This is a genomic window from Streptomyces sp. NPDC060049 (assembly GCF_042736715.1).
Lineage (GTDB): Bacteria > Actinomycetota > Actinomycetes > Streptomycetales > Streptomycetaceae > Streptomyces.
Map to the genome: position 1 here is coordinate 1 of NZ_JBHWVV010000017.1, position 14,927 is coordinate 14,927.

Here is a 14,927-nt window from a genome sequence, read left to right on the forward strand (position 1 = left end):
GGCCCGGCCCCCGCGCCCGGCCCCGGCCCGGCCCCCGCCCCCGGCCCAGCCCTCGCGCCCGGCTCGACCCTCGCCCCCGGCTCGACCCCCGCCCCCGGCCCGGCCCTCGCCCCCGCCCCCGGCCCGGCCCTCGCCCCCGGCCCCGGTCCGGCCCTCGCCCCCGGCCTCGTACCGGCCTGGGAGTTCGTGGCCGGGGTGGGGTGGCGGGCGTGCGGGGACCCCCCGGCCGGGTGGAGCCGGGGCCGGGCCTGGCTGTTGCTGGCGCTGGCCGACGTACTGCACCGGCCGGACGTCGCGGGGCTGCTGACGGGGAGTCCGCAGGCGCTGGCGGAGCGGTTGGCCGACGCGTGGGCGGGGCCGGACGCCGCGCTCGTCCCCCCGGCCGACGAGGGGCGTCCCGACGGTCCGTTCGACACCTCGGCCGCCGCCATCACGGCCGTCGCGCTGCTGAAGCTCGCCCGCGTCCCGGGCCCCGGAGCCGCGCGGTACGCGGCTCGCGCGGTCGAGATCCTGGAGCGCCTGGCCGGGGTACACCTGTCGCGGGGCAGGCTGCTGGACGGCTGCTACGACGCCGGGAAGGGCATCGCGGTCCGACACGAACTGGTCTGGGGCACCTTCTTCCTGGCGCTCGGGCTGGCGGAACTGACCGGGCTGATCGACCTCCGGGACATCTGACCGCCCGCCTGCTGCCCGGCGCGCCGCCCGCCCGCCCGCCTGCTCTCCGGCGCAACCGCCCGCCTGCTGCCCGGCGCGCCGCCCGCCCGCCCCCGGCCCGACGCGCCGTCCCCGACTGCCGGCCGTGCCCGCGCTACACCCCGTACCCCCGCAGGACCCGCCGCGCCACCCCCGTGATGTGGACTTCGTCCGGGCCGTCGAGAATGCGCGCGGTGCGGCCGGAGCGGTAGAGGGCGGGCAGTGCGGTGTCGGGGCCGAGGCCGGCCGCGCCGTGGACCTGGATCGCGGAGTCCGTCACCCGCTGGAGCATCCGCGCGGCCGCCACCTTGGCCAGGCCCACCTCGACGTGCGCGTCCAGCCCGGCGTCGAGCCTGGCCACGGCCTCGTGGACGAGGGGACGGGTGGTGCGCAGGGCGAGGAGCGCCTCGAAGACGTGCTGCTGGACGAGCTGGTGGCCGCCGAGCGCCCCGCGCGAGCCCGTACGGGAGCCCGCACGCTCGCACATGAGGTCGAAGGCGCGCTGCGCCTGGCCGAGCCAGCGCAGGCAGCGCAGCGTGCGGCCCAACTGGAGCCGTTCTGCGGCGATGTCGAGGGCCCGGCCGCGTTCGCCGAGGAGGTGGTCGGCGGGCACGCGGACCCGGTCGAACTCGATCTCCCACTGCCCGGACGCCCCGAACACGGGGAGCTCGCGCACCACCCGGAACCCGGGCGCCGAGGTGGGGACGACGAGCAGGGAGAGCCCCGAACGGTCGGCCGGCTCCCCGTCGGTGCGGACGAGTACGGTGACCAGGTCGGCTTCGGCGGCGTGCGAGGTGAACCACTTGCGGCCGCTCACCACCCAGCTCCCGTCGGCCTGTTCGACGGCCCGCGTGGCGGTGAGGAAGGGGTCGGTGCCCGGTGCGTCCGGCTCCGTCATGGCGTAGCAGGCCCGCAGCTCCCCGGCCGTCAGCCGCCCCGGGTAGAGGGTGCGCACCCGCTCGCCGCCGTGGCGCCGCAGCATCGTCGCGTCCAGCAGCGACGCCGATCCCAGGGCGGCCGGTCCGTGGTCGCTCGCCCCCTCGGCTTCGGCGAGCCGCGCGTACGCGGCCAGTCCGAGGCCCTGGCCGCCCAGTTCGGCGGGGAGCGGCAGCGCCCACAGGCCCGCCGCCCTCGCCTCGTCCTGCACCTCCCGCAGGGCGGTCGCCGCTGCCGGGCCACCCGCGTCGAGCACGGGCTCGAGGGGCATGACCCGCTCCCGCACGAAGGCGGCCACCCGGCCGCGCAACTCCGTCGAGCGGGAGCCCGCCGCTGCGTTCCGCGCCATCGCGTCCTCCACCACTTTCCTCCAGCCCGCCGGGAACCCGTGGGAACGGCAGTGCGACTGCCTCCCCGGGGAACTGGTCGGGTGCGCCCGCCCCTTGGTTCCCGCGGACGGATCAGCAGTGGCACCGGCCCACCGCCGGGGCCCGGAGAAGAGGAGAGGCATGGCGTCACCAGTCGTCACCCGGACCGCTCGGCCGCTCGACGGCCTGCACTTCACCGCCTCGGGACCGGCCGCCCTCACCGGCCCGGTGGCCGGGCACCTGAAGCTGCTGGGAGCCGCCGCCGGTACGGGTCCGGCCGCGCCGGGGCACGACCGGGCGGGCCGGATCACCCTCGGCGGCGGCGCGGACACCGCCTGCGCCGAGGAGGCCACCGCCACTGCCACCGCCACGATCGCCTGGTCGGCGGCCCCGCACACGGCGGACACCCCGTCGGGCACCGGCGTCACCGACGAGGCGACCGCGCAGGCCGCCACCGGCATCATGGCCGTGCACGGACGCCGTGACGGCGCCCCGCACGGCCTGGGCATCGACTACGCCCTCACCGCCACGGCCGTCCTCACCACGCAGGGCCTGCTCGCCGGCCTGCTCGCCCGGGCCAGGGGCGGCTCGCCCGCCGGCGTGGACACGTATGTCGACCGGGCCGGGCTGCTGGTCGTCTCCCAGTACCTCGCGGCCGCCGGAGCCGACGAGGGCGAAGCCGCCGAACTGGCCGCGGGCGGACCGCCCTTCACGGCCGCGGACGGCACGCTCTTCGAGCTGGAGACCCTCGACCCGGGCGCCTGGGCCGCGTTCTGGCGGGCCCTTCAGGCCCCCGCCGACGCGGTACGCGCCGGCTGGCGGCCCTTCCAGTTCCGCTACGCCACCGCGTGCGCCCCCATCCCCGACGCACTGCACGCCGTCACCCGCGGCCACGGCTGGCAGCGGATCCGGGACGCGGCGGCGGCCTCGGGGGCCGAGGTCTGCCGGCTCCGGAGCCTTGCCGAGCGGGCCGCCGAACACGACGGCGCCGCCCCCTGGTCCCTGGCCCCGTACGGCTGCGGCCCCCGGCACCCCGACACCGCCCCCGCCGCACCCAGGCCCGACGCCCCTCTGGCGGGGCTGACCGTGCTGGAGGCCGGTCGCCGGATCCAGGCGCCGCTCGCGGCCCACCTGCTCGGGCTGCTCGGCGCCGAGATCGTCCGGATCGAGCCGCCGGGCGGTGACCCGCTGCGGGGAATGCCGCCCGCCTGCTCGGGCGTCTCCGCCCGCTGGCTCGCGCTGAACCGGGGCAAGCGGGCCGTGGAGATCGACATCAAGTCCCCCCGGGACCGGCTCCGCCTCCGGGAACTGGCGGCCGGCGCCGATGTCTTCCTGCACAACTGGGCGCCGGGCAAAGCCGCAGAGCTGAGCCTGGACCACGACGACCTCGCGGCGGTCAACCCGGCGCTCGTGTACGCGTACACCGGCGGCTGGGGGACGGGCCGGATCGCCGACGCCCCGATGGGCACCGACTTCATGGTGCAGGCCCGCACCGGGGTCGGCGAGGCCGCCCGTCCCGGAGGCGAGGTACCCGCGCCCTCCCTGATGACCCTGCTCGACGTACTGGGCGGGCTGCTCGGAACCGAGGCCGTCCTCGCGGGGCTGCTGCTGCGCGAGAGCACCGGGCGCGGGGTGCGCGTCGACTCCTCCCTGCTGGGAGCCGCCGACGTGCTCACCCTCCCGGCCCTGCGCCGGGCCCGGCGCGGGGAGGACCCGCGCCGGGCCGCGGGATTCCGTACGCCCCTGAAAACCGCGGACGGCTGGATCGCCCCCGCCGACGCGGACGCCGGCGCGTGCGCGGGGGCCGCCGTGGGCCTCGCCGGCCTGAGCACCGAGGACGCCCTGCTCGCGCTGCGCGGGCGCGGACTGTCGGCGACCGCCGTCACCACCGACCTGGCCGACCTGCACGACGACCCGCGCTTCGCCGGCTCGATCAGCCGCGACGCGCACGGTGCCCCCGCCGTTCCCGACCCCTGGAGCTTCCGATGACCGTCGCCCTGCACGACCTGCTGCCCGCCGGCCTGCGCCGCTCCTGGGCGGTCGACGGGACCTGTCCCGACCTCGACCTCTACAGCCTCTTCCGGGCCCGCCAGATCGCCGACCTGCACCACACCGCGATCATCGACGCCAAGGGCAAGCTCTGCTACACCGCGCTGGACCGCAAGGTGCGCAGTCTGGCCACCGGGCTGGGGGAGCTCGGCATAGGGCCGGGTGACGTGGTCGGCGTACAGCTTCCGAGCGGGCGCAGCGCGGTCATCGCGGACCTGGCCCTGGCCGCCCTCGGCGCGGTGGTCCTGCCCTTCCCCGTCGGCCGCGGCCGCGCGGAGGCCCGGGGCCTGCTGCGCCGGGCCGAGGCCGTAGCGGTCATCGCCGCCGTGGAGCACCGGGGCGAGCGGCACGCCGCCGAGCTGCGGGACCTGGCCGCCGAACTGCCCGCGCTGCGCCACGTGATCGCCGCCGGGCCGGTGGGCAGCGCGCCTGAGGGAACGATTCAGCTCGCCACGCTGCTGCGCTCCGACCCGGCCGCCTTCGTGCCCGCCCGACCCGATCCCGACAGCGCCGCCCGCATCCTGGTCTCGTCCGGCTCCGAATCGGATCCGAAGATGATCGCGTACTCCCACAACGCGCTCGCCGGCGGCCGCGGCAACTTCCTCGCCGCGCTGATGCCCGACGGGACACCGCCCCGCTGCCTCTTCCTCGTCCCCCTCGCCTCCGCCTTCGGCTCCAACGGCACCGCCGTCACCCTCGCCCGGCACGGCGGAACCCTCGTCCTGCTCGACCACTTCACCCCGGAGGCGGCCCTCGCCGCGGTCCGCGAGCACCGGCCCACCCACATCCTCGGCGTGCCGACGATGATCCGCATGATGCTCGACCGCCTGGAGGCGGAGGCCGCGGAGAGGGGCGCGACCGGACCCGGCACCGGCCCCGCAGCGGCCGTCGCCGCCGAACTGCCCACCCCCACCGCCGTGATCCTCGGCGGCGCCCCCCTCGACGGGACCACGGCCGAGCAGGCGAGCCGCGTCTTCGGCTGCCCGGTGGTCAACCTCTACGGCTCGGCCGACGGGGTCAACTGCCACACCGGCCTCGAAGCGGGCACCCCGGAAGCGGAGCCCGACGGCGCGGGTGTCGCCGCCGGCCGGCCCGACCCCCGGGTCGCGGACATCCGCATCGCCGACACCCGGACGCACGAACCGCTTCCCGACGGCGAGATCGGGGAGATCATCGCGCGCGGCCCCATGACACCCATGTGCTACGTCGCCTCCCCCGACCTGGACGCCCGGTACCGCACCCCCGGGGGCTGGGTCCGCACCGGAGACCTCGGGCTCATCGACGAGGACGGCGTCCTGCGCGTCGTCGGCCGCCTCAAGGACATCGTCATCCGCGGCGGCGCCAACATCAGCCCCGCCGAAGTCGAACGCGAGCTGTCCTCCCACGCCCAGGTACGGGACATCGTCTGCGTCGGAGTACCGGACGAGGTGATGGGCGAGCGGCTCGCCGCGTGCGTCGTACCGCGCGGCCCGCGGACCCCCACCCTCGGCTCGCTGGGCGAACACCTCAGCCTGCGCGGCCTGGAGCGCCGCAAGCACCCCGAACGGCTCCTGGTGGTGGCGGAGTTCCCGCTGACCCCGGCGGGCAAACCCGACCGCGCGGCCCTGCGCGAACGCCTGGCGAGGGCCGGAGCGGACGCGTGACGAGGGCCGGAGCGGACGCGTGACGAGGGCGGGCGACGCATGACGCAGGGCGGGGCGGTCCCCGAGGGACCGCCCCGCCCGCGCCCGCCCGGCGCCGAAGGCCGTTCGCGGGCGACCGCCGGCTCCGGCGTCAGGAAGAAGATCCGCCCATGGCCTTCTTCAGTACGGTGCCCGCGTCGCGGTAGACCGGCAGCAGGTCGAGGTCCGTCCCCGGATAGTTGACGATCTCGACCTGCCTCGCGCCCGAGTCGGGCAGGACGGTCCCGGTCGACATGTGCGCGTTGTCCAGGACCAGGTCCGGCTTCTTCGCGGACAGCTCGGCCAGCTGCACCGGAGTGACCGCCTCGGGGCCGTAGGTGCCGACCGGGGTGGCGCCGGCCAGCTTCGCCGACCAGGCCGAGAAGACCTGACTGACGACCGCGGGACTCTTGCCGCCCGGCCACGCGGCCCGGACCTCCTGCGAGACCCGTCCGTACTCGGCGTCGAAAGCCGCCGTCCACTTCGCGGCGGCGGCCTGGGTGCCGAACAGCTCGCCCAGTCGGGCGACTTCGGCCTTGACCTTGTCGGCGTCGTTGTCGAGGGCCACCTCCACCAGCTCGGCCTTCGACCCGGCCGCCTCCTTGATCTTCGCTGCGTACGGCTCGAACGGCGCGTACAGCACGAAGTCGGCCTTCGCGACGGCGGCGAGGTCGGAGGGCTTGGGGTCGTAGTCCGGTGCGTGGTGCACGGACTGCGGCACGATCACCTTGACGTCCTCGGCGCCGGCTGCCTTGGCGAAGGCGCCCTCCCAGGTGGTGGTCACGACGACGACGGGCTTGCCGCCCGCGGCGGAGCCACCGTCGCCGTCGCCGCTGTCGCTGTCGCCGCAGCCGGTCACCAGGGCCAGTGCCAGGCCCAGGGCCGTGCTCAGTGTGAGGAGGGAAGTGCCGCGGACGCGGGTTGCGGACGCCATGAGCTGATTCTCCGTTCGGGAACGAGATGGACCGCGAGGACGAGGATCCCCGCGGTGAGGACGAGGACCGGACCGGGCGGCCAGTCCAGCCAGAGGGCGATGAGGAAGCCGGTCAGGTTCACGAAGACGCCGATGGCGACCGCCCACCCGGTGATCGACCTCAGCGAGGTGCCCAGCCGACGGGCGGCCAGGGCGGGCAGCAGGGTCAGGGCGTCGACGAGCAGGGCCCCGGTGAGCTTGATGGCCCCGGCGACCGCGACGGCGACGAGCACCAGCAGTACGGCGGTCAGCGCCCGCACCGGCACGCCCGAACACTGCGCGAGTTCACGGTCGTACAGCAGCAGCGCCACATCGCGCCGCCGCCACCAGAACAGTCCGGGTACCAGTACGGCCAGCACCCCGAGCACCACCAGGTCCGCCGCGCCGACGGACAGGATCGACCCCCACAGCAGCGCGAAGGCACCCGAGGCGTTCACCCCGGAGACCGCCAGGACCAGGAGCGCGGCGGCGATCGCCAGGCTCATCAGCAGCCCCATCGCCCCGGACAGCCCGTCCGGCGTCCGGGCCAGCGGCGCGACGCCGGCTCCGGCCAGGGCGCAGGCCACCAGCGCGCACAGCATGGGGTCCAGCCCGGTGAGCAGGCCGACGGCGATGCCCAGCAGGGCGACGTGCATCATCGCGAACCGCACCGGCATGATGTCCAGCCCGACGATGACGACCCCGATCACGGGCAGCCCGACGGCGGCCAGCAGCAGGGCGAAGCCCGCCCTCTGGACGGGGACCAGCTGCAGCAGGGTGCCGAGGTCGGCGCCGGCCAGGGTGGTGCTCACCGGACCTCCCGCAGCCGGCCGGCGGCCATCTCCAGCACGCGGTCGCAGCGCTCCGCGAGCGCCCTGTCGTGCGTGACCACGACGAGGGTCACGGGCAGTGCGGTGAGTACGTCGGCGGCCTCGTCCTGACCGGCGAAGTCGAGGGCGGCGGTCGGCTCGTCGGCGAGCAGTACGCCGGCCCCCGCGGCCACGCAGCCGATGGCGCGGGCCAGGTACATCCGCTGCAACTGCCCGCCGGACAGGGTGTGCAGCGGCCGCCCGGTCAGCGGACCCACGCCCAGCCGGTCCGCGGCCTCGGCGGCCGCGAGGGGGTCACCGCTGCTGGCGAGGAGCTCGCCGCCCAGCAGGGGGAAGCGGCCGCCGGCGGGCTTCTGCGGGATCCACGCGCACGCCCGGCGCCGCCAGGCCGCGTCCGTGCGCCGGCCGCCGACCAGGATCGAGCCGCTGACCTGCCGGTGCAGTCCCAGTACGGCGCGCAGCAGCGTGGTCTTGCCCGAGCCGTTGGTCCCGGTCAGCGCGACGCGCTCGCCGGCCGCGATCTCCAGGTCGACGTCGGCCACGGCCTCGACCCGCCCGTGCCGGCACCCCACCCCCTCCATCCGCACGTCCAGCCCGCCCATCCCACACCCCTCCGCTGTCCACCGGCGTCGTGTCACGCACGCAGGTAGTCGCGGGACGGGCGTCCCGGGTTCCGGCGGCGCGGGGTTCGTTCGGGGCGCGGCCGCGCGCGTTCGGCGGCCCGCCGCGGATCAGAGGCCGCGGCGGTACCGGTGGGCGGTCGCGGAGATCAGAGGCCGCGGCGGTACCGGTAGGCGGTCGCGGAGATCCACGCCATCGCGGTGACCACACCGATGGCCAGGGTCAGGGTGCCCGCCGTGCCGCCGCTCATCGCCCAGCCGTTGCCGAGCAGCAGCGCGGTGCCGGCGACGCGGGAGGCGAGGGCCCGGCCGCGGTTCCCCGCGCGGCCGTAGTGGCGGCCCAGTACGTAGCAGGCGGCGATCAGCGCGGTGAAGGTGATCGAGCCGGCGGCGAAGTGGGCGTAGCTGTGCCAGCTGAGCGAGGCGGGCATCCCGTACGGGGTGCCGACGGGGAAGCCGTCGGCCGGATCCATCACGAAGGCTCCCGCGGCGATCATTCCGATCCCGCTGATCCGCACCAGCCGGGGCGCCCAGGTGCCACCGGGAGTGCCGAGCATGGCCCGGCGCAGGCCGGTGGCCCCGATGACGGTCAGGACGCCCGAGAGTACGAAGTTGGCGATCTGGAGCCAGCCGAGCGAGCCGTTGCTCAGCGCGCTCAGCGGGTGGCGGGTGATGTCGTAGCCCTCGCGGGTGGCGGCCTGGGTCAGGGCGACGACCGCCCAGAGGGGCTGCGCCACGACCGCGATGCCGAGGAGGGCGCGGGGGGAGGCGGAGGTGGCGGTGGGGGCGGTGGGGAGCTGGACGGTGGTCATGGCGGGTTTCCCTCCCGGGATCGGCGTGCTCGGTTCTCGCCCGGACGTCGATCCGGCGATGTGACAGGGAATGCGGCCGTTCCCTGTCACATCGACCGTTCGACGTAGAAGCAGCAACACAAGGGGCGCAGAGCGGGAAGCGCCCCGGGACGCACCACCACGAGCCATGCCGACAAGCACCGGACCACCAGAAGAGAGAGCAGCCATGCGCTACTTGATGACCACCAAGCCCTCCGACACCGCCCCCGACGAGAAGCTGTACCTCGAGATGGGCCGGTTCATCGAGGAGCTGACGGCTTCCGGCGTCCTGCTGGCCACCGGGGGTCTGGAACCGGGCGGTGTCCGGCTGACCTCCGTCGGCGACGAGATCACGGTCATGGACGGGCCGTTCGCCGAGGCCAAGGAGGCCGTGGCCGGCTTCGCGCTGATCGAGGTCCGTTCCAAGGAGGAGGCGATCGAGCTGGCCCGCCGCTTCCGCAGGATCGTCGGGGACGGCGAGAGCGTGGTCCAGCAGGTCTTCGGCCCCTGAGCGGGTACGGTCACCCGCCCGGCTTGCGAGCGAGCCGGGCGGGTGCTGTCATCGGCCTGTGCCGGATGCCCATCGAACGATCGTCGCGGTCTGGAAACTCGAGTCGGCGAAGATCATCGCCGGCCTCACGCGCATGGTCCGGGACGTCGGCCTCGCCGAGGAACTGGCCCAGGACGCGCTCGTCGCCGCGCTCGAACAGTGGCCCGCCTCGGGTGTCCCGGACAACCCCGGTGCCTGGCTGACGGCCATCGCCAAGCGCCGCGCCGTGGACCACATCCGCCGTTCCGAGCGCCTGGAACGCAAGCACGAGCAACTCGCCCACGAGCTGGGGCAGCCGCAGGACCCCGGGCACGGCCTCCACCACGGCCCCCTTGACGACCCCCGCCCCGACCCCGGTCGGGATCCCGTGCAGGACGACGTCCTGCGGCTGATGCTGATCTCCTGCCACCCCGTACTGCCGGCCGAGGCCCGGGCCGCGCTGACGCTCCGCCTGCTCGGCGGTCTGACGGCGGAGGAGATCGCGCGGGCCTTCCTCGTCACCGGACCGGTGATCACCCAGCGCATCGCCGGTGCCAAGCGGACGCTGGCCGAGGAACGCGTTCCGTTCGATCTGCCGGACGGCGCGGAGCTGGCCGAGCGCCTCTCCTCCGTACTGGACGTCATCTGCCTCATCTTCAACGAGGGTTACTCGGCCACCTCCGGCGACGACCTGATGCGGCCGGGCCTCTGCCTGGAAGCCATGCGGCTGGGACGGCTGCTCGCCGAGCTGGCGCCCCGGGAAGCCGAAGTGCACGGCCTGGTCGCCCTGATGGAGATCCAGGCGTCCCGCGCGGCCGCACGCACCGGACCCTCGGGCGAGCCCGTCCAGCTGCACGAGCAGAACCGGGGGCGCTGGGACCAACTGCTCATCCGGCGCGGCTTCGCCGCCATGCTGCGGGCGAGGGAAATCGGCGCCGCGCCCGGCCCGTACGTCCTGCAGGCGGCCATCGCCGTCTGCCACGCCCAGGCGCGGACCAGCGAGGACACCGACTGGGCGCAGATAGCGGCCCTGTACGGGGCCCTGGCCAGGCTGCTGCCGACCCCGATCGTGCGGCTCAACCGCGCGGTGGCGCTCGGCATGGCGCACGGACCCCAGGCGGGGCTCGACCTCGTCGACTCCCTGATCACCGATCCCGCCCTGCGCGACTACCACCTCCTCCCCAGCGTCAGGGGAGACCTCCTGGCCCGGCTGGACCGCCGAGAGGAGGCGCGCCTGGAGTTCCAGCGGGCGGCCTCCCTCACCAGGAACGCCGCCGAGCGCACCTTCCTGCGCCGGCGCGCGGACGAATACGCCGCCGCCGATCCACCGCGATCGACCCTCGGCGCGAGCGCCCGTGCGTTCCTGGGCCGGGGCGACCTCGACGCGGCGACCGTCCGCTCCTACGGGCAGACCCTGCGCCGCCTCCGCCTGAGCCTCGGCGATCAGCTGCCGCTCGCCTCCCTGACCGTCGACCAGGTGACCGGGGTCTTCTCCGCGGCCTGGGGCGGGGCGGCGGCCGCGACCTGGAACCGGCACCGCTCGGCCGTGCGGTCCTTCTGTGCCTGGGCGGCCCTGGACGACCTCGCGGCGGGGCTGGAGCGCCGCGCCGAGACCCGGCCCCGCTCGCGACCGCTGGACCGCGCGCAGCTCGACGCGCTGTGGAGCAGCCCGGACCTGGCGCTGCGCGAACAGGTCCTGTGGAGACTCCTGCACGAGTCGGCGGCCGGAGCGAGGGCCGCCCTGTCATTGAACGTCGAGGACCTGGACCTGGACGACCGCCGGGCCCGCACGGGCGGCGCCTGGCTGCACTGGCGCTCCGGGACCGCCCGCCTCCTCCCCCTGCTGCTGGCCGACCGGACGAGGGGGCCGGTGTTCCTCTCCGACCGCCGCCCCGGCCCCGCCCGCACCCCCGCGGCAGCCGACCTGTGTCCGGACACGGGCCGCCGCCGCCTGTCCTACGAGCGGGCCGAACACCTCTTCAAGCAGGCCACCAAGCCCCTGGATCCTGCGAACACCGGCTACACCCTGCGCAGGCTGAAGCCCGCCCGCTGACCACGGCCCGACCGGGGTCGCCCGGGCGACGGATCCTCAGCCGCCGCCGGCGAGTTCGCCGCTGAGCGTCCCGTGCAGGCGGGCGCTGGGTCCGTTCAGGCCGGTGATCTCCACGTTCTTGCCGCGCTGGGCGTAGCGGTGCTCGATCGCGTCGAGCGCGGCCACGGAAGAGGCGTCCCATATGTGGGCGGCGGAGAGGTCGATGACCACCTCGTCCGGGTCGCCGGCGTAGTCGAACTGCTCGACCAGGTCGTTCGACGAGGCGAAGAACAGCTCGCCGGTCACGCAGTAGACGACCTGGCTGCCGTCCGGATCCAGGACGGAGGTGACGTTCGCCAGATGCGCGACCCGCCTGGCGAAGACGACCATCGCGGTGACGGAGCCGACGACGACGCCCACGGCCAGGTTGTGGCTGACGACCACGCACACGACGGTGACGGCCATGACGGCGCTCTCGCCGACGGGCAGCCGCTTGAGCGTCCTCGGGGCGATGGAGTGCCAGTCGAAGGTCGCGAAGCAGACCATGACCATGACGGCCACGAGGGCCGCCATCGGGATGTCGGAGACCACCGGCCCGAAGGCGATGCACAGCACCATCAGGAAGACGCCGGCGAGGAAGGTCGACAGCCGCGTCCGGGCACCCGACACCTTCACGTTGATCATCGTCTGGCCGATCATCGCGCAGCCGCCCATGCCGCCGAAGAACCCGGTGACGATGTTCGCGATGCCCTGGCCGACGGACTCCCGCGTCTTCGAGGACCGCGTGTCGGTGATCTCGTCGACCAGCTTCGCCGTCATCAGCGACTCCATCAGCCCGACGAGCGCCATGGCCAGCGCGTACGGGGCGATGAGGGTCAGCGTGTCCAGGGTGAGCGGCACGTCCGGCAGGCCCGGCACCGGCAGCGCGGACGGCAGTGCGCCCTTGTCGCCGACGGTCGGGACGGCGATGCCCGCTGCCACGGTGACCGCGGTGAGGACGGCGATGGACACGAGCGGCGCCGGGACCGCCTTCGTGACCTTCGGGAAGAACACCATCAGCGCCAGTGCGCCCGCCAGCAGCGGGTAGACCGCCCAGGGAACGCCGAGCAGTTCGGGGACCTGGGCCATGAAGACGAGAATGGCCAGCGAGTTGACGAAGCCGACCATCACCGAGCGCGGGATGAACCGCATCAGCTTCGCCACGCCGAGCGCGCCGAGCACGATCTGGAAGACGCCGGCCAGGATCACCGCCGCGACCAGGTAGCCCAGCCCGTGCTCCCGGTTCAGCGGAGCGATCACGAGCGCCACGGCGCCGGTCGCGGCGGAGATCATCGCCGGACGCCCGCCGACGAACGCGATCACGACGGCCATCGTGAACGAGGCGAACAGCCCGATCGCCGGATCCACCCCGGCGATGATCGAGAACGAGATCGCCTCGGGGATCAGCGCCAGCGCGACGACCAGACCGGCGAGGACCTCGGTACGGAAGACCTTCGGCGAGAGCCAGGCCGGCCGCGCGGGACGGAGGAAGCCGGGCAGCCGGACGGCCAGGGAGTCACGGGAAGAAGGCACGGGGGCACAGACCTCGGGCTCGGGCACGCTCAACCGGCAGGAGGACGCGCGAAGAAGACCTAGAGACGCAGGAAGGGCCTGACCCACCGAGTGGATCAAGCCCTTGACCTGGTCTTACGAAGTCGGGGTGGCGGGATTTGAACCCACGACCTCTTCGTCCCGAACGAAGCGCGCTGCCAAGCTGCGCTACACCCCGATGTCCACCGTTGCAGCGCTTGCTGCCCTGGCGACATCGATTACTTTAGCGGACCCTCGGCCGGAGACGAAATCCGGTTTTCACGCGCGGGGCGGCGGCAAGTCCAGGACGGCGCCGGCCCGCGCGCCGTCAGGCCTTCGGGGTCAGGGTCAGCAGTGTCGCCTCGGGCGGGCACGCGAACCGCACCGGGGTGAAGCGGTTGGTGCCGCAGCCCGCCGACACGTGGAGGTACGAGCGGTGGCCTTCCGCCTCGTGGGTCGAGAGGCCCTTCACCCGCTTGGTGTCCAGGTCGCAGTTGGTGACGAGGGCGCCGTAGAAGGGGATGCACAGCTGCCCGCCGTGCGTGTGGCCGGCCAGGATCAGCGGGTACCGGTCGGCGGTGAAGGCCTCGAGGACCCGCAGGTACGGGGCGTGCACCACGGCCATCGAGAAGTCCGCGTCCGCCTCGGGCCCGCCCGCGACCCGCTCGTAGCGGTCGCGCTTGATGTGCGGGTCGTCCAGGCCGGTGAAGGCCAGCTCCAGCCCGTCGAGCTTGAGCCGGGCCCGGGTGTTGGTGAGGTTGTGCCAACCGGCCGCGTCGAAGGCGTCCCGCATCTCCTCCCACGGGTTGTGGACGGCGCCGACGACCGGCGCGTTGCCGTTCAGCCCGTGCCGGCCCTGCGTCTTCTCGATCAGGTAGCGCCCGGGGTTGCGCAGGCGGGGCCCGTAGTAGTCGTTCGACCCGAAGACGTACACGCCGGGGAAGGACATCAGCGGGCCGAGCGCGTCGAGCACCTCCGGCACGCCCTCCGTGTCGGACAGGTTGTCGCCCGTGTTCACGACGAGGTCGGGGCGCAGCCCGGCCAGGGACTGGAGCCAGGCGCGCTTCTTGCGCTGCCCGACCACCATGTGGATGTCCGAGACCTGCAGGACGCGCAGCGGGCGCGCCCCGTGCGGGAGCACCGGCACGGTGACCCGTCGCAGGCGGAAGGACCGCGCCTCGAATCCGGCGGCGTAGGCCAGTCCGGCTGCCCCCGCCGCGGCGATCCCGGCGGTGACCTTCAGGGGTACTCCGTAACGCGCACGCATGCCCTCATGTTCGCAGACCGGCGGGCCCACCCGGAAAGGAACGGGCGCCGGGGCCCCCGCACCTGGCAGACTCGGGTCATGACCACGCTCAAGGCCAAGCTCCAGGAAGACCTCACCACCGCCATCCGCGCACGGAACGAGCTGCACTCATCCACGCTGCGCCTGACCCTCTCCGCCATCACCAAGGAGGAGGTCGCGGGCAAGGAAGCCCGTGTGCTCTCCGACGAGGAAGTCCTCAAGGTGATCGCCAAGGAGGCGAAGAAGCGCCGTGAGGCGGCCGACGCCTTCGCGCAGGGTGGCCGTCCCGAGCAGGCCGCGCGCGAGACCGAGGAGGGTGAGTTCCTCGACACCTACCTCCCCAAGCAGCTCGGCGACGACGAGCTCGACGCGATCGTGGCGCAGGCCGTCGAGGAGGCCAGGGCGGCGGGCGCCGAGGGACCGCGGGCCATGGGCTCCGTGATGAAGATCGTCAACCCGAAGGTCGCCGGACTGGCGGAGGGCGGGCGCGTCGCCGCCGCGGTCAAGAAGCACCTGTCCTAGACCGTCTCGCACGGGGCATGAGGGAGGGCCTCCACCGGATCCGGTGGAGGC

General features: G+C 74.4%; 12 protein-coding genes, 1 tRNA gene and 1 pseudogene. 6 read left to right on the plus strand and 8 right to left on the minus strand.

Annotation, left to right across the window (positions count from 1 at the left end; all coding sequences use genetic code 11):
• Positions 1 to 675: pseudogene (locus ACFWBY_RS27910) on the plus strand (sugar ABC transporter permease); the annotation flags it as partial.
• 133 nt (positions 676 to 808) lie between these two features.
• Here the strand turns inward: ACFWBY_RS27910 and ACFWBY_RS27915 are convergent.
• Positions 809 to 1,978, minus strand: a complete 1,170-nt coding sequence (locus tag ACFWBY_RS27915) for an acyl-CoA dehydrogenase family protein (RefSeq protein WP_385330938.1) — start codon at positions 1,976 to 1,978, stop codon at positions 809 to 811.
• A gap of 160 nt (positions 1,979 to 2,138) precedes the next feature.
• Here ACFWBY_RS27915 and ACFWBY_RS27920 point away from each other — a divergent pair, with 160 nt between their 5' ends.
• Positions 2,139 to 3,986, plus strand: a complete 1,848-nt coding sequence (locus ACFWBY_RS27920; RefSeq protein ID WP_385330940.1) for a CoA transferase — start codon at positions 2,139 to 2,141, stop codon at positions 3,984 to 3,986.
• Positions 3,983 to 5,689, plus strand: a complete 1,707-nt coding sequence (locus ACFWBY_RS27925) for a class I adenylate-forming enzyme family protein (protein WP_385330943.1) — start codon at positions 3,983 to 3,985, stop codon at positions 5,687 to 5,689. The genes ACFWBY_RS27920 and ACFWBY_RS27925 overlap by 4 nt, the downstream gene beginning before the upstream one ends.
• 130 nt (positions 5,690 to 5,819) lie before the next feature.
• Here the strand turns inward: ACFWBY_RS27925 and ACFWBY_RS27930 are convergent, their stop codons facing one another.
• The 4 genes from ACFWBY_RS27930 to ACFWBY_RS27945 form a co-directional block, all read right to left on the minus strand.
• Positions 5,820 to 6,641 carry a metal ABC transporter solute-binding protein, Zn/Mn family gene (locus tag ACFWBY_RS27930; RefSeq protein ID WP_385330945.1) on the minus strand — a complete coding sequence of 274 codons (822 nt, stop codon included), beginning with the start codon at positions 6,639 to 6,641 and terminating at the stop codon, positions 5,820 to 5,822.
• The gene (locus tag ACFWBY_RS27935) at positions 6,596 to 7,471 is read right to left on the minus strand and encodes a metal ABC transporter permease (protein WP_385330948.1); all 876 of its coding nucleotides are present in this window, start codon (positions 7,469 to 7,471) and stop codon (positions 6,596 to 6,598) included. Before ACFWBY_RS27935 ends, ACFWBY_RS27930 begins: the two co-directional genes overlap by 46 nt.
• A complete protein-coding gene (locus ACFWBY_RS27940) occupies positions 7,468 to 8,091 on the minus strand; it encodes a metal ABC transporter ATP-binding protein (protein WP_385330951.1) in 624 nt (207 codons plus the stop codon). Before ACFWBY_RS27940 ends, ACFWBY_RS27935 begins: the two co-directional genes overlap by 4 nt.
• 167 nt (positions 8,092 to 8,258) lie before the next feature.
• Complete coding sequence (locus ACFWBY_RS27945; protein ID WP_385330953.1) at positions 8,259 to 8,921, minus strand: DUF998 domain-containing protein; 663 nt, start codon at positions 8,919 to 8,921, stop codon at positions 8,259 to 8,261.
• 205 nt (positions 8,922 to 9,126) lie between these two features.
• Here ACFWBY_RS27945 and ACFWBY_RS27950 point away from each other — a divergent pair, with 205 nt between their 5' ends.
• Both ACFWBY_RS27950 and ACFWBY_RS27955 read left to right on the plus strand, forming a co-directional pair.
• Positions 9,127 to 9,450, plus strand: coding sequence for a YciI family protein (locus ACFWBY_RS27950; RefSeq protein ID WP_385330956.1), 324 nt, complete (start codon positions 9,127 to 9,129; stop codon positions 9,448 to 9,450).
• Between the two features lie 58 nt (positions 9,451 to 9,508).
• Positions 9,509 to 11,521: a DUF6596 domain-containing protein gene (locus ACFWBY_RS27955; RefSeq protein WP_385330958.1), complete on the plus strand. Its 2,013-nt coding sequence runs from the start codon at positions 9,509 to 9,511 to the stop codon at positions 11,519 to 11,521.
• 36 nt (positions 11,522 to 11,557) lie between these two features.
• Here ACFWBY_RS27955 and ACFWBY_RS27960 read toward each other — a convergent pair whose 3' ends face one another.
• The 3 genes from ACFWBY_RS27960 to ACFWBY_RS27970 form a co-directional block, all read right to left on the minus strand.
• Entirely contained in the window at positions 11,558 to 13,072 is a 1,515-nt protein-coding gene (locus tag ACFWBY_RS27960) for a SulP family inorganic anion transporter (RefSeq protein ID WP_385330961.1), read from the minus strand.
• A gap of 122 nt (positions 13,073 to 13,194) precedes the next feature.
• Positions 13,195 to 13,268 (minus strand) — tRNA-Pro (locus ACFWBY_RS27965).
• A gap of 129 nt (positions 13,269 to 13,397) precedes the next feature.
• Positions 13,398 to 14,336, minus strand: coding sequence for a metallophosphoesterase (locus ACFWBY_RS27970; RefSeq protein ID WP_385330964.1), 939 nt, complete (start codon positions 14,334 to 14,336; stop codon positions 13,398 to 13,400).
• A gap of 78 nt (positions 14,337 to 14,414) precedes the next feature.
• Between ACFWBY_RS27970 and ACFWBY_RS27975 the strand changes: the two genes are divergently transcribed.
• Positions 14,415 to 14,876: a GatB/YqeY domain-containing protein gene (locus ACFWBY_RS27975; RefSeq protein ID WP_385330966.1), complete on the plus strand. Its 462-nt coding sequence runs from the start codon at positions 14,415 to 14,417 to the stop codon at positions 14,874 to 14,876.
• Positions 14,877 to 14,927 lie beyond the last annotated feature (51 nt).

Bases quoted from the DNA above. Each gene is read 5' to 3' on its own strand.
- ACFWBY_RS27915 (WP_385330938.1), bottom strand. From the start codon at position 1,978: ATGGCGCGGAACGCAGCGGCGGGCTCCCGCTCGACGGAGTTGCGCGGC.
- ACFWBY_RS27970 (WP_385330964.1), bottom strand. From the start codon at position 14,336: ATGCGTGCGCGTTACGGAGTACCCCTGAAGGTCACCGCCGGGATCGCC.
- ACFWBY_RS27920 (WP_385330940.1), top strand. From the start codon at position 2,139: ATGGCGTCACCAGTCGTCACCCGGACCGCTCGGCCGCTCGACGGCCTG.
- ACFWBY_RS27950 (WP_385330956.1), top strand. From the start codon at position 9,127: ATGCGCTACTTGATGACCACCAAGCCCTCCGACACCGCCCCCGACGAG.
- ACFWBY_RS27925 (WP_385330943.1), top strand. From the start codon at position 3,983: ATGACCGTCGCCCTGCACGACCTGCTGCCCGCCGGCCTGCGCCGCTCC.
- ACFWBY_RS27940 (WP_385330951.1), bottom strand. From the start codon at position 8,091: ATGGGCGGGCTGGACGTGCGGATGGAGGGGGTGGGGTGCCGGCACGGG.
- ACFWBY_RS27975 (WP_385330966.1), top strand. From the start codon at position 14,415: ATGACCACGCTCAAGGCCAAGCTCCAGGAAGACCTCACCACCGCCATC.
- ACFWBY_RS27930 (WP_385330945.1), bottom strand. From the start codon at position 6,641: ATGGCGTCCGCAACCCGCGTCCGCGGCACTTCCCTCCTCACACTGAGC.
- ACFWBY_RS27945 (WP_385330953.1), bottom strand. From the start codon at position 8,921: ATGACCACCGTCCAGCTCCCCACCGCCCCCACCGCCACCTCCGCCTCC.